The sequence below is a fragment of the Actinoplanes sp. URMC 104 genome (genome assembly GCF_051386375.1).
Classification (GTDB): Bacteria; Actinomycetota; Actinomycetes; order Mycobacteriales; family Micromonosporaceae; genus Actinoplanes.
In genome coordinates, this window is record NZ_JBPQTO010000002.1 from 320,200 (window position 1) to 341,818 (window position 21,619).

Annotated in this window: 21 protein-coding genes; 6 read left to right on the plus strand and 15 right to left on the minus strand. The window is 73.5% G+C overall.

The features are described 5' to 3' along the window. Positions 1–347: 347 nt before the first annotated feature. Together ACSNN8_RS02480 and ACSNN8_RS02485 are read left to right on the plus strand one after the other, a co-directional pair. A complete protein-coding gene (locus tag ACSNN8_RS02480) occupies positions 348–1,619 on the plus strand; it encodes a cytochrome P450 (protein ID WP_436646680.1) in 1,272 nt (423 codons plus the stop codon). Between the two features lie 135 nt (positions 1,620–1,754). Continuing rightward, positions 1,755–2,582: an NAD-dependent epimerase/dehydratase family protein gene (locus ACSNN8_RS02485; RefSeq protein WP_436646682.1), complete on the plus strand. Its 828-nt coding sequence runs from the start codon at positions 1,755–1,757 to the stop codon at positions 2,580–2,582. On the opposite strand, the gene ACSNN8_RS02490 is transcribed toward ACSNN8_RS02485, so the two are convergent. Then, positions 2,569–3,147, minus strand: coding sequence for a fibronectin type III domain-containing protein (locus tag ACSNN8_RS02490; protein ID WP_436646684.1), 579 nt, complete (start codon positions 3,145–3,147; stop codon positions 2,569–2,571). The two genes, ACSNN8_RS02485 and ACSNN8_RS02490, sit on opposite strands and share 14 nt — an antisense overlap. A gap of 61 nt (positions 3,148–3,208) precedes the next feature. Next, positions 3,209–3,958 (minus strand): EcsC family protein, encoded by a 750-nt coding sequence (locus tag ACSNN8_RS02495; protein ID WP_436646686.1) that lies wholly within the window; start codon positions 3,956–3,958, stop codon positions 3,209–3,211. Positions 3,959–4,041: 83 nt separating this feature from the next. On the opposite strand from ACSNN8_RS02495, the gene ACSNN8_RS02500 reads away from it, so the two are divergent. Then, complete coding sequence (locus tag ACSNN8_RS02500) at positions 4,042–6,375, plus strand: putative bifunctional diguanylate cyclase/phosphodiesterase (RefSeq protein ID WP_436646688.1); 2,334 nt, start codon at positions 4,042–4,044, stop codon at positions 6,373–6,375. Positions 6,376–6,434: 59 nt separating this feature from the next. Further along, the gene (locus ACSNN8_RS02505) at positions 6,435–7,343 is read left to right on the plus strand and encodes a proteasome assembly chaperone family protein (protein ID WP_436646690.1); all 909 of its coding nucleotides are present in this window, start codon (positions 6,435–6,437) and stop codon (positions 7,341–7,343) included. On the opposite strand, the gene ACSNN8_RS02510 is transcribed toward ACSNN8_RS02505, so the two are convergent. Both ACSNN8_RS02510 and ACSNN8_RS02515 read right to left on the minus strand, forming a co-directional pair. Further along, positions 7,340–8,080: an alpha/beta hydrolase gene (locus ACSNN8_RS02510; protein ID WP_436646692.1), complete on the minus strand. Its 741-nt coding sequence runs from the start codon at positions 8,078–8,080 to the stop codon at positions 7,340–7,342. The genes ACSNN8_RS02505 and ACSNN8_RS02510 overlap by 4 nt on opposite strands. A 4-nt stretch (positions 8,081–8,084) precedes the next feature. Next, positions 8,085–8,729 (minus strand): alpha/beta fold hydrolase, encoded by a 645-nt coding sequence (locus tag ACSNN8_RS02515; protein ID WP_436646694.1) that lies wholly within the window; start codon positions 8,727–8,729, stop codon positions 8,085–8,087. Positions 8,730–8,867: 138 nt separating this feature from the next. Here ACSNN8_RS02515 and ACSNN8_RS02520 point away from each other — a divergent pair, with 138 nt between their 5' ends. Beyond that, a complete protein-coding gene (locus ACSNN8_RS02520; protein ID WP_436646696.1) occupies positions 8,868–9,578 on the plus strand; it encodes an SDR family oxidoreductase in 711 nt (236 codons plus the stop codon). Positions 9,579–9,588: 10 nt separating this feature from the next. Here ACSNN8_RS02520 and ACSNN8_RS02525 read toward each other — a convergent pair whose 3' ends face one another. The 10 genes from ACSNN8_RS02525 to ACSNN8_RS02570 form a co-directional block, all read right to left on the minus strand. Continuing rightward, positions 9,589–10,245 carry a hypothetical protein gene (locus ACSNN8_RS02525; protein WP_436646698.1) on the minus strand — a complete coding sequence of 219 codons (657 nt, stop codon included), beginning with the start codon at positions 10,243–10,245 and terminating at the stop codon, positions 9,589–9,591. After that, the gene (locus tag ACSNN8_RS02530; protein WP_436646699.1) at positions 10,242–11,651 is read right to left on the minus strand and encodes a selenium-binding protein SBP56-related protein; all 1,410 of its coding nucleotides are present in this window, start codon (positions 11,649–11,651) and stop codon (positions 10,242–10,244) included. The genes ACSNN8_RS02525 and ACSNN8_RS02530 overlap by 4 nt, the downstream gene beginning before the upstream one ends. A 59-nt stretch (positions 11,652–11,710) precedes the next feature. Then, positions 11,711–13,792 (minus strand): ATP-binding protein, encoded by a 2,082-nt coding sequence (locus ACSNN8_RS02535; protein ID WP_436646701.1) that lies wholly within the window; start codon positions 13,790–13,792, stop codon positions 11,711–11,713. A gap of 44 nt (positions 13,793–13,836) precedes the next feature. Continuing rightward, entirely contained in the window at positions 13,837–14,472 is a 636-nt protein-coding gene (trmB, locus tag ACSNN8_RS02540; RefSeq protein ID WP_436649372.1) for a tRNA (guanosine(46)-N7)-methyltransferase TrmB, read from the minus strand. Positions 14,473–14,526: 54 nt separating this feature from the next. After that, the gene (locus ACSNN8_RS02545; RefSeq protein WP_436646703.1) at positions 14,527–14,901 is read right to left on the minus strand and encodes a hypothetical protein; all 375 of its coding nucleotides are present in this window, start codon (positions 14,899–14,901) and stop codon (positions 14,527–14,529) included. Between the two features lie 80 nt (positions 14,902–14,981). Beyond that, positions 14,982–16,289, minus strand: coding sequence for a hypothetical protein (locus ACSNN8_RS02550; RefSeq protein WP_436646704.1), 1,308 nt, complete (start codon positions 16,287–16,289; stop codon positions 14,982–14,984). A gap of 150 nt (positions 16,290–16,439) precedes the next feature. Beyond that, a complete protein-coding gene (locus ACSNN8_RS02555; protein WP_436646706.1) occupies positions 16,440–16,763 on the minus strand; it encodes an ArsR/SmtB family transcription factor in 324 nt (107 codons plus the stop codon). Then, a complete protein-coding gene (locus ACSNN8_RS02560) occupies positions 16,760–17,206 on the minus strand; it encodes an SRPBCC family protein (protein WP_436646708.1) in 447 nt (148 codons plus the stop codon). Before ACSNN8_RS02560 ends, ACSNN8_RS02555 begins: the two co-directional genes overlap by 4 nt. A 525-nt stretch (positions 17,207–17,731) precedes the next feature. After that, positions 17,732–18,337 (minus strand): hypothetical protein, encoded by a 606-nt coding sequence (locus ACSNN8_RS02565; protein ID WP_436649374.1) that lies wholly within the window; start codon positions 18,335–18,337, stop codon positions 17,732–17,734. 228 nt (positions 18,338–18,565) lie between these two features. After that, a complete protein-coding gene (locus ACSNN8_RS02570; protein ID WP_436646710.1) occupies positions 18,566–19,201 on the minus strand; it encodes an HAD family hydrolase in 636 nt (211 codons plus the stop codon). Between the two features lie 27 nt (positions 19,202–19,228). Here ACSNN8_RS02570 and ACSNN8_RS02575 point away from each other — a divergent pair, with 27 nt between their 5' ends. Next, positions 19,229–19,723, plus strand: coding sequence for a DUF402 domain-containing protein (locus ACSNN8_RS02575; protein ID WP_436646712.1), 495 nt, complete (start codon positions 19,229–19,231; stop codon positions 19,721–19,723). Between the two features lie 10 nt (positions 19,724–19,733). Here ACSNN8_RS02575 and ggt read toward each other — a convergent pair whose 3' ends face one another. After that, positions 19,734–21,530 carry a gamma-glutamyltransferase gene (ggt, locus tag ACSNN8_RS02580; RefSeq protein ID WP_436646714.1) on the minus strand — a complete coding sequence of 599 codons (1,797 nt, stop codon included), beginning with the start codon at positions 21,528–21,530 and terminating at the stop codon, positions 19,734–19,736. Positions 21,531–21,619: the final 89 nt, after the last annotated feature.

Genomic DNA, 21,619 nt, shown 5'->3' on the forward strand with positions numbered 1-21,619 from the left:
CGGTTGTGGAGGGCGAGCGCGGCCGTTGTCCACAGGGGTTCCCCGCGCCGCCGCGCCGAGGCGTAGGGTCGGCGACCCCGGGTGGGCGGGGGAGGCGGTGGCGCACCGGTGATCATCCGCGATCAGCCGGGACGGGCGGCGACCGGCGGTGAAACGGGAGCCCGGCGGTTGTCCACAGGCGCTCCCCACGCCGCCGCGCCGAGGCGTAGGGTCAGCGACCCCGGGTGGGCGGGGGAGGCGGTGGCCGCACCAGTGATCATCGGCGCCGAGCGAGCGGTCGCGGCCGCCGGGAGCATCGGCGCCGGGCGAGCGGTGGCCGCCGCGGGGAGCATCGGCGGCGGCGGGCGGTGAGCGCGGCGGGCCGCGGCCGCCGGCGGGATCGGCGGGTCTATCTGGGCAGCCACCCGGTGCTGTTCGCGCTGCTGGCGGCGACCCGGGGCCGGGCGGCGCTGCGGCTCGGGGGCACGGTGCTGGTGCACGACGGTGAGGCGTACCGGCATGCGCTGACGCGGGTGCCGCTCGACCGGACGGCGGCCGGCACGACAGGGGGCGAGGCGAGCCGGCTGGCGAGCGCGGGAGCGCTGTTCGACCAGCAGGGCGAGCAGCACCGGGCGACGCGCCGGGACGCGGCCGAGCCGCTCGGGGCGGCGGGGGTGGCGGAGCTGCGCCCGATCTGGACGAGGCTGCTCGAAGAACGGCTGCCTGTGCTGGGATCGGGCGGGACGGTGGATCTGGTGCCGCTCGCCGCGGAGATGGCGGGGGCGACGGCGGCGGCGCTGCTGGGCCTGGAGGTTGATCCGGTCGAGTTCGCGGAGGCGACCCGAGGGGCGGCGGCAGCGGCTGCGAGGGCGCACCTTCCGGGGCCGGGGCGGTGGCGGGCGAAGCGGTCCGCGGCGGCGGGAGCGGCCCGGCTGGTCGAGCTGATGACGCAGGGACGGCCCGCGGGCAACGGGCAGGCGCCGGGATGCCCCGCGAGCGAAGGAGCAACACCACGACAACCCGCCGGCACGGGAGAGCCATCGGGACAGCCTGCTGGCACGAAACCCGCGCCCGGACGATCCGCCGGCGCAAGGACGGCGCCAGGACGACCCGCCAGCGTGCCGGGAAGGCACTCGAGTGTGGGCCTGGACGTGATGCTGGCGGTGGCGGCGATCAACACGACGGTGGCGGCGCTGCCGAGGGCCGCGGCCTGGGCGTGCGACGACGACCTGTGGGATCACGCGGGCGACCCGGCGCTGGTCGACGAGCTGCTGCGGGTGACGGCCCCGACGCCGCTGCTGCCGCGTGTGGCAGCAGCATCGGGGCAGGTGGGCGGCTGCCCGGTGCGGCCGGGTGACCGGCTGCTGCTGATCGCGAGGCACGCGGCGCAGGCGCACCGCCGGGGGCCGTGTCCGACCGAGCCGGCGCCGGCGCGTACGGCGCAGCTGGTCTTCGGCGCGGGGCCGCACGCCTGCCCGGGGGCGGGGCTGGCGTGGGCGCAGCTGGGCGACCTGCTGGCGGCGCTGGCGCCCTACCGGCCGGTGGTGGTGCGGGCGCGGGCCGATCGGCGGGCGGCGCTGCCGGGCTGGCGGTCGCTGACGGTGCGAGCCGGTGGGGCCCGGACATGCCCATCGCGGTGACGGGAGCCGGTGGGGGCACGACATGCTCATCGCGGTGACAGGAGCCGGTGGGGGCAGGACATGCGGACGCGGTGACGGGAGCCGGCGGGGGCAGGGCATGCGGATCGCGGTGACAGGAGCCGGTGGGGGCGGGGCATGCGGATCGCGGTGACGGGAGCGGGCGGCTTCTGCGGTGGGGCGGTGGCGAGGCGGGCGGCGGCGGGCGGGGCCGACGTGGTGTGCCTGGGACGCCGGCCCGGGCCGGTGGGCGAGCACCGCCGGTGGGAGGCCACCCGGGAGGCGCCCGACCTGGCGGGCGTGGACGTGGTGCTGCACCTGGCGGCGGCGGTCGGGGACGGCGGTGACGAGGAAGCGTTCCGGGCGGTGAACGTCGACGGGACGCGCCGGTTGCTGGAGGCGGCGGCGGGGCGGCCGGTGGTGTGGGTGAGCAGCGCCAGCGTCTACCGGCCGGGGCCGTACGCGGCGCCGGTGCGTGAGGACCACCCGACGGACCGGCAGCGGACGGCGTACGGGCGGACGAAGGCGGCCGGGGAGAGGCTGGCGCTCGCGGCGGGGGCCGTGGTGCTGCGGCCGCGTGCGGTCTACGGCGAAGGGGATCCGCACCTGCTGCCGAGGCTGCGCCGGGTCGTACGGGCGGGACGCGCGTGGCTGCCGGGCCCGGACGTGCCGCTGAGCCTGACCGCGGTGGGCAACCTGGCGTCCGCCTGCGTCGCGGCATGGCAGTGGCCGCCGGGCGCCTACAACATCGCGGACGCGACGCCGTACGGAAGGGACGCGGCGGTGCGTGCGGTGCTGGGCGTGCCCGTGCGGCATGTGCCGGTCGCGCTGGCGCGGGCCGCGGCCGTGGCGTCGCGCACCCTCACCCCGTACGCCATAGATCAGGTCACGGACGGGCTGGTGCTCGACATCGGCCGGGCACGCGCGCGGGGCTGGGTGCCGGCCGAGGGGCTCAGGACGTCCTGACGACCTGCGAGCGCGCGACGGTCTTGGCGAACGTGGCGTCGGTGTCGCGGCGGCTGGTGACCATGTCGACCGAGAAGACGTAGCGGGTGCCGCGGTCGAGGCCGCTGATCGTGGCGGTCATGTAGCCGCAGCCGGCGGCGGGCGTGACGACCGTCCAGCCGACGTCGCGCTGCTCGCCGAGCAGGGGGTCCTGGCTGATCGCGGTGATCCGGTACCCGACGATGTCGGCGGTGCCGGGGTTGTACCAGGTGACCGTGCCGCTGGTGGTGCCGGCGGCCGCGTCGGCGCCGTTGATGACCTGGTTCTTGACGGGCGGGCACGACGCGCTGCCGGTCGGCGCGGGCGTGGGCTTCGTCGACGGCAGCGGCAGGAAGCCCGAGGGGAACGGGCTGCGCGTGCCGGCGGCGCGGCTCGGCGCGGGCGACGGGGTGGCGCTGCCGTCGGCGACGACGACCCACGACTTGCCGGCCTCCGCGGTGGCGGCCTCGGACGAGGCGCTCCCGCCGCCGCACCCGCCCAGCGCGAGCGGCGCGAGCACGAGGATCCCCAGCCAACGACGACGCATGCGCAGCCCTCCCACGATCGGTTCCGTTCAGGGGTTCCGATCGTCCGGAGTCGCGTGCGGCTTAGCGCCGGGCCGGAACGGCCTTGTGGTCGGTGAGCCGGAACACCTCGCGGGCCCGGGCGGCGAGGTCCTTGGTGGCGGCCGAGTTCACCCACGTGCCCAGCACGACCGAGGCGCCGGGGATCATCTTGGCGAACATGCGCTTGGCCGCGTGCACGCCCGCCATCTGCGCGAGCCTCATGCCCAGCCGCACCATCACGCCGCTCAGCGGACGCGAGGCCGCCCCGGCGAACAGCAGCGTGGCGCGTTCCCGGCCGGCGGCGACGCCGAGCGCGAGCCGCGCCGTCTGGGCCACCTTGTGCACCCGCTGCAGCACGAGCAGGTCGGTGGCGCGGTCGGGCCCGCACGGGTCGTGGCCGTACGCGGCGGCGATGTGCAGCACCATGCGGGCCTGGTTCCAGGCGAGGACGCCCACGTCGAGCACCGCGCCGGGCAGGCCGGCCGCGCCGGACACCGCGCCGGAGATGCGCGCGAGCGTGGTGAAGTGCCGTACGGCCAGGTCGGCGAGCCGGTCGGGGGTGTGGTCGGGGTGCTCGGCGCGCATCCGCTCGGCCCAGGCCGCGGCCTCGGGGCCCAGCCGGCGGACGGCCTCCAGGGCGAGGTGTTCCGGCGCGTACTGCGGGTCCGCCTTCATCCGCTGCCACAGCGTGGCGGGCGGCGCGGCGGTGCCGGGGTCGGTGATCGGGTCGGAAGAGTTCGCGGGGTCGGTCACCAGATCGCTCCGAGGGGGTAGGGAACGTTCCTGTGCCATTGTGCCGTGCACATGCACGTGCAGGCGAGCCTAAGGTGAGGGATGTGCTCAGGCTGAGACCTGTCCGACCGATTACGCGGAGCGTGACGACCGAACTCCGGCTGCCCCGGCTGCGCCCGGCGCCCCTGCTCGCGGCCGGTGCGGTCATGCAGGTGACAGCCATCGTGCTCTACGCGGTCAACGTCCTGCATCCATCGTTCAGCCCGGTCTGGAACTGGATGCCGGGCATCGTGCTGACGACGGTGACCACGATCGCGTGCTGGCAGACCTCGCGCACCCCCGGCCTGGACCGCGTCGCCGCGCGGCTGTGGCGCTCGATCGCCGCCACCTCGCTGCTGCTCGTGCTGGGCACGATCGGCGACGCCCGCCAGTCGGCGATCGACCCGGCCCGCGTCACCCAGCAGCAGCACGACCTGCCCACCTCGATCTGCTACGCGGCCGCCATGGCGCTGGTGCTCTGGGCGCTGCTGCGGCTGCCGCTGGACCGGCAGGGCACCACCACCCGGTTCCTGCTCGACGCGCTCACCGTCGGCATCACGGTGAGCGTGTTCGGCTGGTACTTCACGGTGCGCGCGATCGAGGCCGGCTCCGGTCAGCGCACCACGGTCCCGACGCTGATGCTCGCCGTGCTCGGCCTGATCGTCGCGCTGGCCATCGTCAAGGTCGCGATGACCGGCATGGGCGGGCTCGAGCCGGGGATCCTGCGCTGGTTCGCCGCCGCGGCCGCGGTCGGCGCGCTGGGCGGCGGGCTGTTCCCGCTGCTGGTCGAGGTTCCCGACGGGCTCAGCGGCGCCCAGATCTTCTCCCCCGCGACCATGCTCTGCGTCGCGTTCGCCGCCGACCGGCAGCGGCGCGTCGCGGGCCTGCCCCGCAAGCCCTCCCGGCGCCGCCTGTTCAGCCTGGTCCCGTACGCCGCGGTGGCCGCCACGGACGGGCTGCTGCTGTGGGTCAGCGGCGACTCCGGCGGCATCGTGCTGGTCGTGGCGCTGGCCGCGTGCCTGCTCACCGCGCTGGTGGCGGCCCGGCAGATCGGCGCGCTGCGCGACAACGGCCGGCTGCTGAGCCGCGTCGACCAGCAGCTCACCCAGCTCAACGACTACCAGGTGGAGCTCACCCACCGGGCTACGCACGACGGGCTCACCGGGCTGGCCAACCGCGCGCTGTTCGAGCAGCGCGCGCAGGAGATGCTCGCCACCGGCGAGCCGCTGTGCCTGGCCATGGTCGACCTCGACGACTTCAAGACGATCAACGACCGGCTCGGGCACGCGGTCGGCGACGCGTTCCTCAGCGCCATCGCCGCGCGCCTGCGCGAGTGCCTGCGCGCCGAGGACGTCCCCGCTCGGCTCGGCGGCGACGAGTTCGGGATCCTGCTGCCCGGCCTGCCCGGCGCCGACGCGCTGGCCCTGCTGCGCCGCATCGAACAGGCGATGAACGTGCCCCTGCACGCCGACGGGCACGAGCTGATCGCCCGGGGCAGCGTGGGCCTGGCCGAGGCGTGGCACGGCGCCACCGCCGCGGAACTGCTGCGCCGCGCCGACCTGGCGATGTACTCCGCCAAGGACAACGGCAAGGGACGCTTCGCCGTCTACGACGACGCGCTCGAGCGCACCCACGAGGCCGACCAGCAGCTCGGCGCCGACCTGCGCCGCGCCCTGGACGCCGGCGAGTTCACCCTGGTCTACCAGCCGATCGTGCGGCTGCCCGACGGCGCCTGGACCGGCCTGGAGACGCTGGTGCGCTGGCCGCACCCGGAGCGCGGGTTCGTTGGCCCGGACGAGTTCATCCCGATCGCCGAGCGCACCGGGCTGATCGTGCCGCTGGGCACCTGGATCCTCCGGACGGCGCTGAGCCGGCTGGCCGCCTGGGACGCCGAGTTCGGCGCTGCCGCCCCGGACGAGCTGGGCGTCAACGTGTCGGCCCGGCAGCTGCGCGAGCCGGGCTTCGCCGAGGAGGTCCGCCAGGCGCTGGCCGCCTCGGGCGTGTCCCCGCAGCGGCTCGTCGTCGAGGTCACCGAGACCGCGGTCTTCGACGGCGGCGTCGCGCTGGACACCCTGCTCGAGATCGCGAAGCTCGGGGTGAAGGTGGCGCTGGACGACTTCGGCACCGGGCACTCGTCGCTCGGCCTGCTGCGGACCGTGCCCGCCGACACCCTCAAGGTCGACAAGTCGTTCGTGGCCGGCATCGGCAGCCGCTCCGAGGAGGCGGTCATCGCCACCGCCATGATCCAGATCACCGAGGGCCTGCACCTCAAGGCGGTGGCCGAGGGCGTCGAGACGGCAGCGCAGGCGGACACGCTTTACGAGCTGGGCTACCGTTTCGCTCAGGGGTACCACTTCTCCCGCCCGCTGCCGCCGGCGGAGGTGCGATCGCGGCTCACCGACGGCGAGTTGGCAAGATCGTCGGGTGCCCGGAATTAATCTCCGGGACCGTTTGTTCGCACCGGTTATCCCTCAACGGAACACAGGAGGTCCTCGACGTGCTCGACCCTGACGAGCTCTACGAGCTGGCCGGCGATCTGCCGGAGCTGGACGAGCCGGTTCTGGTCCAGGCCCTCACCGGTTTCGTCGACGCGGGCAGCGCGATCCAGCTCGCCCGCGAGAACCTGCTGGAGCGGCTCGACAGCCGGGTCGTCGCCACCTTCGACCTCGACCAGCTGCTCGACTACCGCTCCCGCCGCCCTCCGATGATCTTCGACGAGGACCACTGGGTCAGCTACGAGCAGCCCAGCCTCGCGCTGCACCTCGTCAACGACCAGCTGGGAACGCCGTTTCTGCTGCTCGCGGGCCCGGAACCCGACCTGCAGTGGGAGCGCTTCATCGCCGCGGTCACCGGCCTGGTCGAGCGGTTCGGCGTCAAGCTGACCGTCGGCCTCAACGCGATCCCGATGGCCGTGCCGCACACCCGCCCGGTCAGCGTCACCGCGCACGCCACCGACAAGGCGCTGCTCGGCGACCGCGAGCCGTGGCTGCAGAAGGTGCAGGTGCCGGCCAGCGTCGGCAACCTGCTCGAGTTCCGGCTGGGCGAGAACGGTCACGACGCCATGGGGTACGCGGCCCACGTGCCGCACTACCTGGCCCAGACCACCTATCCGGCCGCCGCCGAGCTGCTGCTCGACTCGGTCTCGGCCACCACCGGCCTGGCGCTGCCCACCGGCCAGCTGCGCGAGGCGGCCAAGGTCGTCCGCGAGGACATCGACAAGCAGGTCGCCGAGGACGAGCAGGCCGGCCGCCTGGTGTCCTCGCTCGAGGCGCAGTACGACGCGTTCCTGCGCGGCCGCGAGGGCAACCTGCTGGCCGGCAACGACCAGCCGCTGCCCACCGCGGAGGAGCTCGGGGCCGAGCTGGAGCGCTTCCTCGCCGAGCAGCAGGGCCGCGACAACGACTAACGCTTGACGAAGAAGTCGAGCACCCGCGGGATGTGCCTGTCCCAGTACGACCACTCGTGCCCGCCCGGCTCGAACTCGCTGTCCAGCGGGATGCCGGCGCGGGCACACTCGTGCGCGAAGCGCTCGTTCATCGCGAACAGGTGGTCGCCGGTGCCGCAGCGCAGCATCAGGCGGGGCAGGCTCGCCCCGTCGGCCGTGGACAGCAGGTGGAACAGGTCGTCGCCGGTGCCGGTCACGTCGCGCCCGGCCCACACCCGGTCCATCACCTCGCGGATGTGCGGCCGGTCGTCGTGCTGCTGCAGCCACGAGGTGTCCAGCGCGCCGGACAGCGAGGCCGCCGCGGCGAAGCGCTCCGGCTGCCGCAGCGCCCACTTGAAGGCGCCGTAGCCACCCATCGACAACCCGGCGACGTACGTGTCCTCGCGCCGCTGCGACACATTGAAGAAGCGCTCGACCACTCGCGGCAGCTCCTCGGACAGGAACGTCCAGAACCGCATCCCGTGCGCCTCGTCGGTGTAGAAGCTGCGGTGCACCTGCGGCATGACCACGGCCAGCTGATGGTCGTACGCGTACCGCTCGATCGAGGTGTATCGCGTCCACGCCGTGTGGTCGTCGGTGAGCCCGTGCAGCAGGTACAGCACCGGCGGCGGCGTGGGCCCCTCCTGCGGCAGCACGACGGTCATGGACGTGCCGAGATCGAGCGTCTCGGCGAAGAAGTCAACTTGCAGCAGAGCCATCGGGTCAGAGTAGGGCGCGCAGCCGGGCGGCGAAGCCTTCCGGGTCGCTCAGGTGGGCGAACGCACTGTCCCGCGCCGGGCCCGAGGGCCCCGACGCCGGGCCGGCGACGACGAGGCGGCGGGTGGGCGGTTGCGCCTTCCAGCCCGCGTACGCCGCCAGGAGCGCGGGGTCCCGGCGGGGCTCGGCGAAGGGGCGGTAATGCTCGGGCACGGCCGCGAGACCGGCCGCGGCCACCACGTCGTCCACGGTGCCGGGCAGGTCGCCGGTGGGCTCGTCGAGGGTCAGCAGGCAGTGGGTGGCGTACGCGTCGGCGAAGGCGATCGCCAGCCACGCCCCCGTGCCGTGCCCGACCACGATCGGCGCCCGGTGCAGCTGCAGGCCGTTGACCAGCCCCGCCAGGTCCGCGGCGATCCGCTCGAGGCTGTAGTCGGCGCGCAGCGGGCACTGGCCGTGGCCGGGCAGGTCCGGGGCGATCACCGTGCAGTCGCCGGCCAGCTCGGCGGCGACCGGCCACCACATCGTCCGGTCGAACAGGAGCCCGTGCAGCAGCAGGACGGGACGGCCGTACTCGCCCCAGCGGTCGTAGACGAGCCGGCTCAGCGGGCTGTTCGTGACGTGCGTGGAGCGGCGCGGTGGCTGCGGGTGCATGCGGGACTCTCTCAGCCGGAGGGGTTCCCGGTATACCCGCCCGGCCGGCTTTGACGCACCACTGTCGTGGCGTACCCGAACGTGACCCGCCTCGCAGTCCTTGCCCCTGACGTCAGCGTGAGGTTTTACCGTGGCGGCATGCAGATCAACGGCACAAAAGTTCTCGTGACCGGCGCCAACCGCGGTCTCGGCAAGGCGTTCGCCGAGGCTCTCCTCGCCCGCGGCGCCGCCACCGTCTACGCGACCGCCCGCCGGCCCGACAGCATCGACATCCCCGGCGTCGTCCCCCTCCGGCTGGACATCACGGATCCGGCGTCCATCGAGGCCGCGGCGGCCGAGGTGGGCGACCTCGACATCCTGATCAACAACGCCGGCATCTCCACGGACGCCCCGCTGCTCGGCCCGTCCCTCGACAACGTGCGCCGTGAGTTCGAGACCAACTTCTGGGGCACCCTCAACGTGACCCGCGCCTTCGCCCCCCGGCTCGCCGGCGGCGCCATCCTCACCGTCATCTCGGCGCTGAGCTGGTACGCCTTCGCCCCCTCCAGCAACGGCTACGCCGCCTCCAAGGCCGCGGAGTGGTCGCTCACCAACGGCGTCAGGCTCGAGCTGGCCGACCAGAAGACCCAGGTCACCGCGTTGGCGCTGGCCACCGCCGACACCGACATGCTGGCCGGCATCGACATCCCCAAGCTCCCGCCCTCCGAGGTGGTCGCCCAGGCCCTGGACGGCCTGGAGGCGGGCGCGATCGAAGTGATCGCCGACAAGCCCACCGCCAACGTCAAGGCCTCGCTGTCGCGCGACCCGGCCCTGTTCTACGCCGACATCCCCGGCGCCCTCTTCGGCTGACGTCCGCCCGTCAGGCGGTCAGCGCGATGGTGAGGGCGCCGGCGCCGACCATGACGCCGGCCCACAGGCGGTCGACGTTGAACCACGCCCGGCGCAGGATGTTGACGCCCACGAACTCGTAGACGGCCACGGCGCAGGCGGCCATGACGGCGAACATCGCCAGCGTGTGCACGCCGGCCGCGGCCAGCCCCTCGAGCGCGGCGCCGGGGGTGCCGTCCAGAGCCGTGCCGGGCATGGCGTGGCCGGCATGCCCGGCGCCGGACGCGACGGCGGTGGTGGCAAGGACGGGCAGCAGCATCAGGCCGGCGCCGTGGGCCGAGGACATCAGGAACGACCAGCCGGCCAGCTGCGCGGTGGACAGGCGCATCCCGGCCCAGCGGAAGTGCCGTTCGGACAGCAGCCGCCACAGCCCGAACACGACCAGCACGATCCCGCCCGCGATGCCCACGACGTTGGCGGCCACGACCGACTCGGTCGCCGACACCACGGCGGCCACGATCGCGACCGAGCCGAGGTGGCCCAGCGCGATCGGGGGCAGCGAGCGCAGCAGGACGCCGCGCGACCGTTCCTGCATGCCGCGGGCCACCGCGAACAGCCAGCCCATCGCCGGGTTCAGCCCGTGGAAGGCGCCGAGCCCGGCGAGGGCCGCGAGGTGTCCCCAGGTCACGAGGACGGGAAGCAGTACGAGTCGGAGCTGGCGTCGCCGCCCTGCAGCCGGGTCTGGTGCACCCGCCGGCCGCGGAACTCGTCGCCGTGCGGGAAGAACCGCGGGTCCAGGGTGAGCCCGCCGCCGTCGGCCACGTCGATCTTCGCGAGCCAGGCGCCGACCCCGTCGGGGTAGAACTGGTCGTCCCACGAGCCGTACAGCGAGTTGGTCACGTACACGCGCTTGCCGTCGCGGGAAACCTCGACCATCTGCGGGCCGCCCGCGAGGCGCTCGTCGGGGAACGACGGGTGCGGCACCCGGCCGACGACGCCGCCGAGCCGCACCGAGCCCACCTCGACGGGGTGGAACGGGTCGCTCACGTCGTACTGCTTGAGCTCGCCGGTGCCCCAGCAGGAGACGTACAGGTAGCGGTCGTCCACCGAGAGGTCGATGTCGGTGACCAGCGGCGGCACGGCCCCGAACGGTTGCAGCGCGGGCGGCAGCGCGTCGACGTCGGCGGGCTCCGCCGGGATGTCGATCACCTTGGTGACCTTGAACTCGCCGCCCTCGCGGTGCCAGGCCCAGATCGACGCGGAGAGGTCCTCGACGCTGACGACCACGCCGACGAAGCCGTACTCGCGGGTCGGGTCGTGGGCGGGGCGCAGCTCGAGCGTCATCTGGTACTGGTCGCCGAGGTCGACGGTCTGCACGAGGGTGCGCTTGGCCAGGTCCCAGAAGTGCAGCCGGTGGCCGTACTGGCGGCCCAGCAGCAGCTCCGGCACGATGCCGTCCTCGATCATGTCGGGCGTGCCCCACTCCGAGGTGACGAGCACGTCGCGGGTCAGGTGCCACCAGAAGTCGTACGCCAGGCTCTGGTCGCCGCGGTCGGCCTCCCACTGCCCGCGGACCTCGAACGTGGTGTGGTCGAGCACGGCGATGCCGCCCGGCCCGCCGCCGTCGGTGCCGTTGCCCAGCGCGGAGAGGTAGATGCCGTCGGGTCCGCAGTGCACCGTGTGCGGCCGGGAGTAGTTCGCCTTCGCGGCCAGCTCCTCGGCGCTGATCTCCTTGACGATGCGGGGCGCCCGCGGGTCGTCCTTGGTGTCGATCACGTAGACGCGCGACGAGCGCAGGCCCGGCACGATCAGGTAGCGGCGCTCGACGTGCGGGTGCGGCGCGGTCGGGCACAGCGCGCTGCTGCACGCGTTCCAGCCGAAGTGGTGCAGCTCGTCGCCGGTGTGCGGCAGGTCGGTCCAGCCGACGACCCGGCCGTACGAGTCCGAGCCGGGGTCGGTGTCGACGACGGCGATGGCATCCGGGACAGAGGCGGAGCGGTCGAAGGCGGCCACGTACGCCAGCTGCTCGGCAGGGGCGCCCGCCGCGTCGCGCGGGGAGGGATAGAACGTCGGGTCAGGAGTCCACCGGGTCATGCCGCCATCCTCACCCGAGGAGATCGCCCGTGACCAGAGTCACAACTGTAAACGGGTGGTCAACGCTGCTCCATCGGCAGCCGGACGAGCACGGTGGTGCCCGGCCCGTCGTGGTCGACCAGCTCGATGCTGCCGTGGTGGCGGCTGACCACGACCCGGCTCAGCGTCATGCCCAGCCCGGTGCCGGGGATCGCCGAGTCGCGGGCCCGGCTGGTGCGGTACGCGCCGGTGAACAGCTTCTCGCGCTCGTCGTCCGAGACGCCCAGGCCGGAGTCCGACACAGCCAGCTCCGCGGCCCGTCCCGCCGCCCGCAGCGTGACCCCGATGCGGCCGCCGTCCGGGCTGTACCGGATCGCGTTGCCGAGCAGGTTGTCCACCACCTGGCGCAGCCGCTTGCGGTCGCCCGGCAGCACCAGCCGCTCGGGCAGCTCGTCGTCGATGACCAGCGGCGCGCCGGCCACGGCCGCGCGCACCTTGGCGACCGACTCGCGGACCACCTCGGCCAGGTCCATCGGCGTGAGGTTCACGTCGGCGTGCCCGGCGTCCAGCGCGGACAGCTCCATCAGCTCGTTGATGATGTCGCGCAGCTGGTTGGTGTTGCGCTCGATCACCTTGATCAGCCGCGGGCCGTCGGCGACCAGGCTCTTCTCGTCGGCCTCGAGCAGCAGCTCGGTGTACGCGCTGATCGAGGTCAGCGGCGTGCGCAGCTCGTGCCCCACCAGCGCCAGGTACTCGTTCTTGCTGCGGTCGAGCTGGCGTTGCAGGTCCTCGACGAGGCGCTTCTCGACGAACTGCCCGATGTGCGCGGCGATCCCGGACATCAGCGCGAGCAGCTCGTCCTCCGGGTCCTCGACCGTGTCGGCGAAGACGGTCAGCACGCCGAGCGTCTCGAACCCTTCCCGTACGGGCACCGCGAGCGCGGCGTGCAGCGCGCCCGACGCGGCGGTCTCCGGGGAGATCAGGCTCTGCGGCCGGCCCACGTCGCGGATCCACAGCGGCTTGCCGACCTGCCACGCCCGGCCGGCCAGGCCCACGCCGTACGGGAGGTCGACGGGCACCTCGATGCCGGACTGCCACCCCGGCGCGCTCCACCGGGCGGCCGAGCGGACCACGCCCGCGGCCTCGTCGACCAGCCACAGCTCGGCGTGCACCCAGCCCAGCGTGCTGACCACGGCCTCCAGCACGCGCGGGCCGGCCGCCTCGATGCTCGGCGCGTCGGCCAGCGCCGTGGTGACCGCCAGCTCGCAGGTGCGGAACCGCTCGACGCGCTTGCGGCGGGTCACGTCCTGCACCGCCTGCACCGCCCCGACCGTACGGCCGCCGGGTCCTTCGATCGGGTGCGCGTCGACCAGGTAGTGGCGGGCGCGGCGGTCCGGCCCGTGCAGCACCACCTCGTTGTCGACCAGGTCCTCGCCGCGCAGCGCCCGGAACAGCCCGAGTTCGTCGCGGTGCAGCGGGTTGCCGTCGGCGTCGGTCAGCCCCTCCAGCCACACGTGCTCTGGCAGGCCCGACTCGCCCCAGAGCCGGCGCATCCGCTCGTTGACGAACGCGATGCGGCCCTGCTCGTCGCAGGCGATCACGCCGTCGTGCAGGCTGTCGAGCACCGCGTCGAGGAAGCCGCGCTGGCGGTCGATCTCGTACCGGGCCAGCTGCTCGGTGATCAGCAGCGTGCCGACCAGCGCCGCCTGGGCGACCGAGGCGGTCTCCTCGGCGGTCCAGTGCCGCGGCTCGGTGTCGGCGGCGCAGCAGACGGCCAGCACGCCGCCGTTGCGGTCGCGCATGGGATGGCCGAGGTAGGCGCCGCGATCCGTGCGCGCCCGGTCGTCCCGGGCCAGGTCGTCGATCACGAGCGGGGCGCCCGTTGCGGCGACGATCGCGGCCAGCGTGCCCTCGATCGGCGTCTCGGGTGTGCTGCGCGCCGGGTCGAGCCCGTGTGCGCCGTACCGCCGCAGCCTCTCCCCCTGCACGAGGTGGATCATGCCGATCGGCGCGTGCGCGGCCCGGGCGAGCAGGCCCGCGAGCGCGTCGCCGCCGCCGCCGTCGAGCGAGGCCGGATGCAGCTCGGTGACCTCGTGCAGCAGGCCCTCGTCGAGGCCGCCGGCCAGAATGTCGCGGCCGGGGTCGTCTCGCCGCTTAGCCACCCGTCCAGCCTATAAGGCGCTAATTGCGGAAAAGCGGCAAATCATCAGGTACGGCGTCGGTAGCGCAGATCCGTGATCGGCCGGCCGGCCCGCGCGCCGCGCTGTTCGAACTTCGTCTCGGGCCGCCCCGCGCGGTCGTCGCCGGCGCGCTCCAGCTCCGGGTCGGCGTCGAGCGTCGCGGCCATCGACTCCGCGTAGTCGGGCCAGTCGGTCGCGCAGTGCAGCACCCCGCCCGGGCGCAGCCGGTCGCGCAGCAGCGCCACGTTGGCCGGCTGCACGAGGCGCCGCTTGTGGTGGCGCGCCTTGGGCCAAGGGTCGGGGAAGAAGATGTGCACGGCGTCGAGGCTCGCGGGCGCGAGGCGGTGCACCAGCTGCATGGCGTCGCCGCGGGCCACCCGTACGTTGCCCGTTGCTCCCGCCTCCCGTTCCCGCTCGTCGAGGAGCGCGAGCAGGTTGCCGATGCCCGGGGTGTGCACCTCGATGCCGAGGTAGTCCCGGCCGGGGTCGGCGGCGGCCATCGCGGCCAGCGCGTCCCCCATGCCGAAGCCGATCTCGAGCACCTTGGGGTTGTCCCGGCCGAACAGCTCGTTCAGGTCCAGGGGCGTACGGTCGCCGTCCTCGACGGTCAGACCCAGCGTCGGCCAGAGGGCGGTGTGCGCGTCGGCGTGGCGGGCGCTCATGCGGCCCCGGCGCGGGTGGAAGGTGCGGATCGGCGGGTGGGTCACCCCATACTTCTACGCCGAGACGTCGATCCGGCTTCCGCCGCCCTCCGCCAGATACTCCAGGGCCTTGGGCAGATAGGCCGCCACCGGGTTCGGGCCGCCGGTGCGCTCGTAGCGGCGGCTGAGGTCCTTGAGGTAGAGCGCCGTGGCCTCCTGCCCCGGCGCCAGCCGGCCCGCGGCGCGCTCGGACGCCAGGATCGCGGCGAACGCGGTGACGCTCTGCTTGGCGGGGTCGCGCTGCCCGGTCACCCGGAAGATCAGCTCGCGGTCGCGGCCGGTGAGCTGGTCCTCGGCGCGCTCGGACGGCTTGCCGGCGCGGGCGCCCCGGTTGACCGGCGTGATCGGCGGGTGCGGGGTGCGAGCGGTGCCCAGACCGGAGACGGTCATGCTTCCTCCATCGAGAGCCGGCCGGCAGCAACTCCGTTGCTCCCGGTCACCACCCTTATCGGCAACCCCGCCAGGCGTGCTTAGCGCACCGGTTGCACGCTGGGCTGCGAGCCCTCGTGGAACGGCGCCCGCGTGCCGCGGGCCAGGTCGACGATCACGATCCAGGAGCCCGCCTTGACCTGACCCGTGACGACCGCCCGGCTCGTGCCCAGGTAGGCGATCTCCCGGTCGAGGGCGCCGCCCACGTTCCGCTTCACGCGGGTCTTCGTGTCGTACTCGACCAGGTGCACCGGCTGGTCGTCGGCCTTGGTCTCGCCCTTCTGGTAGGCGGTCCAGGCCAGCTTCGCGCCGTCCGCCCGCCAGCTCGGCACCACCGCGAAGCCGCTCGTCTGCAGGCTGCCCCCGCCGTACGCGGCCACGGTCTGCTCGCCCCCGGTCGCGACCGTCCCCACGCTGAGGCAGGCGTCGTAGACCGACTCGCAGTCCCCGCCCCGGAACGCCACCCTCGTCCCGTCCGGCGACCAGGCCACCGCGTCGTCGGTGCGCAGCCGCTCACTCAGCGACCCCGCTCGCGCCGTGACCGGCGCCGGCTCCGGCGGCAGCTCCTCCCCCCGGCAGTCCCGCGGAAAGAGAATCTCCGGCGCCGTGGCTGTTCCCGCCGCCGCCGCTCCTGCCGTGGCCGCACCCGCCACCGCCGCTCCTGCCGCCGCCGCTCCCGCCGTGGCCGCTCCTGCCGTGGTCCCTCCTGCCGTGGCCGCTCCTGCCGTGGCCGCTCCTGCCGTGGCCGCTCCTGCCGTGGCCGCTCCTGCCGTGGTCCCTCCGGCCGTGGCCGCACCCGCCGTGGCCGAGATCCGGTAGACGCCCGGCCCGCCCGAGCAAGACAGCGAGGCAAACGCGATCCACTTCCCGTCCGGCGACCACGAGGGCCCACCCGCCGCCCGCGTCGTGAGCCGGCGCTGCCCCGTGCCATCCGCCCGCATCACCCAGAGGTAGCCACCCTTGAGGTAGGCCAGCGACTTCCCGTCCGGAGCCCACCGCGGCCGCGCATGCGTGCCGCCGGTGGTGAGGCGCTTCTCGCTCGCACCCTTGCTGACGTAGATGTCGCCGTTGCGCACATAGGCCACCAGGCTCGGCAGGCTCATCACCTGCCCGCCCTGCACGCCGGCACTCCCGCCCGCCTTGACCTGCGCGCTCCCAACGCCTTTCTCCTGCGAGCTCGCCGCAGCGCTCCCCGTGGCCTCCACCTGCGCCTTCGCCGCAACGCTCCCTGTGGCCTCCGCCTGCGCGCTCGCCGCGGCGGCCGCTTCTGCGCTCGCCGGGTGCAGCAGCGCGCCCGTCGTGACCCCCGCCGCTGCCAGGCCCCTGACCACCTGACGCAATGCCTTCATGACGAACGCCCCCCGACGCGCGTGACCCGCTTCGTACACCGGAGAGGATCGTCGCAACCGTTCTGCTCCTAAGGCATTCCCGCCCCGAAACCCCGAAATCCCTCCTTCCCGGTGAGCCCCCTCGCCCGACCGGACGAGGGCGGACCGGCGTCAGCTCGCGGGGTCGGACTCGGCCAAGTGCTTGATCGCGGACAGGCGTTCGTCCCAGCGGCGGGCCGCGGCGGCTATCCACTGGGCCGTCTCGTCGAGGCGCTCCGCCCGTACGGCGTAGTGCACCTCGCGGCCCGCCCGCTGCGCGGTCACCAGGCCGGCGCGTTCCAGGACGGCCAGGTGCTTCACCACCGCCTGCCGCGTGACCGGCGTCGTGGTGGCGAGCACGGTCGCAGTCGCCTCGCGGCGCGCCGCCAGCTCGTCGAGCAGGTGCCAGCGGGTCGGGTCGGCGAGGGCCGCGAGCACTTCCAGCTGCGTGCTCACTTCTCGGCGTACTGCCGAAGCTCCTCCACGATGCCTCGCCAGCCCTCGTCGTGGCTGTCGAAGCCGGCCGTGTCCTCGCGCTCGGGCGGGATCCGCAGCCCCGCGAAGCCCGACTCGACCAGCCGCAGCCGGGTGCCCGCGCCGTCCGGCTCGAGGAAGAACTCGACCAACGTGGAGTTACCTTCGTTCGCGACCTCGCCCGGGAACGCGCTGGCCCACCGGTACGCGAAGTACCGCGGCGCCTCCACCGCGACGATCAGCGTCGGAAAGATCCCGTATTGCCCGTGGTCGAGCCGCATGATGCCGCCCGGCCGCAGATCGATCTCGGCAGGCTCGCCCGACCCGAACCACGCCCCCACGTGCCCCGGCTCCGTGATCACCGCCCAGACCCGCTCGACGGACGCCGCGATGAAGGTCTCCCGCTCGATCCGGTCCTTGCTCATGCCCGACCCCTCTCGTCAATGTGCAACCCCAGAGTTGCGCATCGATCGGAATCCCGCAACCTCAAGGTTGCAGATGGGGTGGCTCTGGCCGTGGGGCTGGTGTCTGGCAGGCGCCGGGTTACCGCCCCGGCGGACGCTGAGGTCGGCCGGGGCAGGCGGCCGGGCACGCGGCAGTGGCTAGGTAGCTCAGCAGACGGCCAGCTAGGCGGCGCGGGCTTGGCGGCTGGACAGACGGCACGAGCCCGGCCGCCAGGCGGGCAGCGGAGCCACACGGCCGGGGGCGGGCGGCCGGGGAGGGCAGCGGGAGCCACACGGCCGGGGGTGGCCGGCCGGGAGGGCAGCGGAGGCCAGCCGGTCAGTTCAGCAGGCAAGGCACGCGGTCGGCGCCGACGGCCAGGAGCACGCTCAATAGTGGCAAGGCCGCCGACCGAAGCGGCCAGGACCGGCGCCCGTGGCCCGACCGCCCGGGCAGGCGGCCGAGGCAGGCGCCGGTGGCCAGGCCGCCGCGACGCGCAGCGAGGACGGTCAGGCGGCTGAGGTGCTCCACATGGCGGTGAAGGCGGCGGCCTCGCCGGCGAGCCAGGTCTCGATGTCGGCGGGCTTGGCTGCGGGGTCGAGGCGGTGGACCTCGCCGCGGCGGAGGTCGACCAGGACGGGCTCGGCGTTGGGCAGGATCTGGTCGATGTGGCGGGCCATCAGGTGCAGCATGGCGGTCGCGGCCTCGGGGGTGGGCGGCGCCTCGTCGAAGTGCAGGCGCACGGCCTCGCGGCGGCCGTCCTCGTACCGCAGACCGAAGTGGGGGTTGATCTTTACGACCAGTGGGCCCACGGACGCCAGCGCGTCGCGGGTCTGGGCGAGGCTGACCTGCTCGGGGTCGCCGAGCGAGGCCAGGTAGGTCTTGGCGCCGGGGCTGACCGACTCGTAGAGCGGCTTCCACCGGTCTTTGACCAGGTTGACGACGCCGTCGAGGTAGCTGCCGCCGGTGCGGAACGCGACGTCGGCCTTGAGCGCCTTGACGAGCTGGCCGTGAGGGTTGAAGCCGGACCGCCGCTCGCGCGCCCGGCGCAGCCCGCCGACGAACGTGGCCTTCGCCGGGCCCGTGCGCGTCACGTAGCGGGTGAAGCCGAGCATGGTCGCGTAGGGCGGGATGACGGGCACGGGGTTGGTCGACGGAACACTCAGGACGGGTGCGGTCACGTCAGTCTCCTTACTGGCCCGGAACTGGCCCAGGACTGGCCCACAAGGGTCCCTGACACGCCGGAAGATCAGCAGGTCACGGGCCCTTTTCGTACATACATTCTAATCGACGGGTACGACATTGCCCACCCTCGCAGCCGCGCACCGAAGGACCGTTCCGGGTCAGCCGAGGACGATGTCCTTCAGCTCGCTCAGGGCGTTGATGCGATGGCTCGCCTGCGAGAAGTCCTGTGTTTTGGTGAACTCGTTGTGGACGATCACGCAATCGATGCCGGCCGCCACGGCTGAGGTGAGCCCTCGGGCCGAGTCCTCGACGACCAAAGTCTCCTCCCGGGTGGCCCCGAAGCGCTTCAACCCGGTCAGGTACGGCTCCGGGTGCGGCTTCGCGAGCTCGTAGTCCTCACGGACGAGCACGAAATCCATGAACTGCGTGATCCGGCGCTTCTCGTGGATGAGCTCGAAGTCCGCCCGCTTCGCCGTCGTCACGATCGCCATGCGTACGTGGTGGGAAAGCTCGGCGAGGGCCTCGACGACGCCCTCGATCTCGATCGGCCGGGTTCGCAGATACTCCTGGTAGTAGGCGTCCCGGGCCGCGCGCTGCCTGCTGATGCTCCGTTCGTCGGCACCCGCCGCCCGGGCTTGGACCCACGTGCCCGCTCCCCGGCTCATGTCCCGCAGGTACTGCTCCCTGTCCACAGTGATGCCGATGTCCGCCAGGGCGCGTTCGCCGGCCTTGAAGTACCAGAGCTCGGTGTCCACCAGGACCCCGTCATGATCGAACAGTACGTACTTCTTCACCGTCTCGGCCCTTCCGGTGGTCGTGGATTGGCTAGTCTGCCGCGGACCCAGCACGAGATCGCCGTCGACCGGATGCGCGAGCCGCGGCTGACCGTACGCGTCTGGGAGGACTGCGACATCCTGGTGCTCATGCCGCCGGGGGCCGCGCACTCCGTGTGGTGGTGGTTCGAGCAGGGCCGGTTCACCGGCTGGTACGTCAACCTCGAGGCGCCCTGCGTCCGGCGTGCGGACGGTGTGGACACCGACGATCACGTGCTCGACATCGTCGTCACGCCGGAGCGCCGGTGGGAGTGGAAGGACGTCGGCGAGTTCGACGGGCGCATCGGCGAACCCCACTACTTCGACGACGCCGCGGCCGAGAAGATCAGGGCCGAGGGTTGCCGGGTCATCGGCCTGATCGAGGCGGGGGTGTTCCCGTTCGACGGCACCCACACGGGGTTCCGGCCGGAGCCCGGGTGGCCCGTGCTGCGGCTTCCCGGGATGACGCAGGCGGGCCGGGAGAGTGACTCCCGGCCCGCCTGATGAGTGATCGTCAGCGTCGTGGATGGACGACGCCGGCGGCGCCGCCTCCGCGGCGGGTGGGTTCGGCGGACGCGATGAGGCCGCCGTGGCGGGTGAACTCGATCGCCGTGGCGGCGCCGAGCTCGGGTGTGTCCGCGCCGAACGTGTGGCCCAGCGCGGTCAGGGCCGGGCCGTACGTCGTACGGAAGGCCGGTTCCGCCTGGATGCCTGCCGTGTTGCGCTGCGAGGCGCGGGGCGCGGCCATGGCCTCGGGCAGCGACATGCCGAGGATGACGCGGTTGACCAGGATCTGCAGCACGGTCGTGATGATCGTGGCGCCGCCGGGCGAGCCGAGCGCGAGGAACGGCTTGCCGTCCTGCAGCACGATCGTGGGCGACATGGAGCTGCGCGGCCGCTTGCCGGGGCCGGGCAGGTTGGGATCGGGGGCGGTGCCCTGCGTACCGGTGAAGTTGAAGTCGGTCAGCTCGTTGTTGAGCAGGAAACCGCGCCCGGGCACGACCATCGCGTTGCCGCCGGTCTGCTCGATCGTGAACGTGTATTCGACGATGTTGCCCCAGCGGTCGGCGACCGTGAGGTTCGTGGTGCTCTTGCCCTGCTCGACGGGCTTGCCGACGGTTGCGGGCGTGCAGCCGGTGGCGTTGATGTCGCCGGGCGGCACCGGCTTGGTCAGCGCGGCGCGCGGGTTGATCTGGCAGGCGCGTTGCCGGGCCCAGGCGTCGGAGACCAGCTTGTCGAGGATCCGCTGCGGGGTGTACGCCCCCACGTAGCGGTTGCGGTCGGCGAAGCTCAGCGCGGACGCCTCGAGGTAGTAGTGCAGCGCCCGGGTCACGTCCTGCCGGGACAGGCCGGCCGTCTCGAGGATGTTGAGCGCCTCGCTGACCGCCACGCCGCCGCTCGACGGGGTCGACATGCCGTACACGGTGAGGTCGCGGAACTTCGACCTGGTCGGCGCGGGGAACCTCAGCTCGTACCGCTTGAGGTCGTCCAGCGTCAGGGTGCCGGGACGGATCGGGTACTGCCACGCGCCGATCGGGTCGTCGGCCACCGGCGGGTGCTGCACCGTACGGACGATGTCGCGCGCGACGGCGCCCTCGTAGAGCACGTCGATGCCCTGGCGCGCGATCAGCCGGTAGGTGTCGGCGAGATCGGGGTTGCGCTGGGTCGAGCCGACGGCCGGCGGGGCGCCGTTGGGCAGGTAGAGCTCGGCGGTGGAGCCGAACTGGCCGAACGCGGCGGCGTTGTCGGCGATCTGCTGGCGGAACGTGGCGTCGACGGTGAAGCCCCGGTCGGCGACCCGCGCGGCCGGCTGGAGCAGGCTCGCCAGCGACTTGGTGCCCCACTTGCGGGTGGCGGCCTGCCAGGTGGCGAGCGTGCCGGGCGCGCCGACGGACAGGCCGGAGACGCGGGCCTCGGCGAACTCGTACGGCTGGCCGTCGGCGGGGTCGATGAAGTGGGTCTCGCGCATCGTGGCGGGGCCGGTCTCGCGCCCGTCGATCGTGGAGACGCTGCGCTTGCGCGCGTCGTAGTAGACGAAGAAGCCGCCGCCGCCGATGCCGGCCGAGAACGGCTCGGTCACGCCGAGGGTGGCCGCCGCAGCGACGGCCGCGTCGACCGCGTTGCCGCCGTGGCGCAGCACGTCGAGGCCGACCGCGGTGGCCGTGGGGTCCACCGTGGAGACCGCGCCGCCGTAGCCGGTGGCCGTGGGGCCGAGAGCGGGGGCGTGGCTGCCGCCGGCCGAGGCCGGCGAGGGTGCAACGAGCAGGGCAGCCGAGAGGGTTGCGACTGCTGTTGCCGGCAGAATCCGCATTGATCCTCCGAAATAGATCTTGAGTAGGCGGTGGTGGGCCATCCCTAACCCCCACCCACCCGGGGAGTGAGGATGACGCTACGCCCGAG

Excerpts from the sequence above, each read along its gene's own strand:
- ACSNN8_RS02565 (WP_436649374.1), bottom strand. The coding sequence starts at position 18,337 with ATGCTCGGCTTCACCCGCTACGTGACGCGCACGGGCCCGGCGAAGGCC.
- trmB (WP_436649372.1), bottom strand. The coding sequence starts at position 14,472 with ATGAGCGCCCGCCACGCCGACGCGCACACCGCCCTCTGGCCGACGCTG.
- ACSNN8_RS02510 (WP_436646692.1), bottom strand. The coding sequence starts at position 8,080 with ATGGCTCTGCTGCAAGTTGACTTCTTCGCCGAGACGCTCGATCTCGGC.
- ACSNN8_RS02545 (WP_436646703.1), bottom strand. The coding sequence starts at position 14,901 with ATGACCGTCTCCGGTCTGGGCACCGCTCGCACCCCGCACCCGCCGATC.
- ACSNN8_RS02550 (WP_436646704.1), bottom strand. The coding sequence starts at position 16,289 with ATGAAGGCATTGCGTCAGGTGGTCAGGGGCCTGGCAGCGGCGGGGGTC.
- ggt (WP_436646714.1), bottom strand. The coding sequence starts at position 21,530 with ATGCGGATTCTGCCGGCAACAGCAGTCGCAACCCTCTCGGCTGCCCTG.
- ACSNN8_RS02530 (WP_436646699.1), bottom strand. The coding sequence starts at position 11,651 with ATGACCCGGTGGACTCCTGACCCGACGTTCTATCCCTCCCCGCGCGAC.
- ACSNN8_RS02490 (WP_436646684.1), bottom strand. The coding sequence starts at position 3,147 with ATGCGTCGTCGTTGGCTGGGGATCCTCGTGCTCGCGCCGCTCGCGCTG.
- ACSNN8_RS02495 (WP_436646686.1), bottom strand. The coding sequence starts at position 3,958 with ATGGCACAGGAACGTTCCCTACCCCCTCGGAGCGATCTGGTGACCGAC.
- ACSNN8_RS02520 (WP_436646696.1), top strand. The coding sequence starts at position 8,868 with ATGCAGATCAACGGCACAAAAGTTCTCGTGACCGGCGCCAACCGCGGT.
- ACSNN8_RS02560 (WP_436646708.1), bottom strand. The coding sequence starts at position 17,206 with ATGAGCAAGGACCGGATCGAGCGGGAGACCTTCATCGCGGCGTCCGTC.
- ACSNN8_RS02485 (WP_436646682.1), top strand. The coding sequence starts at position 1,755 with ATGCGGATCGCGGTGACGGGAGCGGGCGGCTTCTGCGGTGGGGCGGTG.
- ACSNN8_RS02515 (WP_436646694.1), bottom strand. The coding sequence starts at position 8,729 with ATGCACCCGCAGCCACCGCGCCGCTCCACGCACGTCACGAACAGCCCG.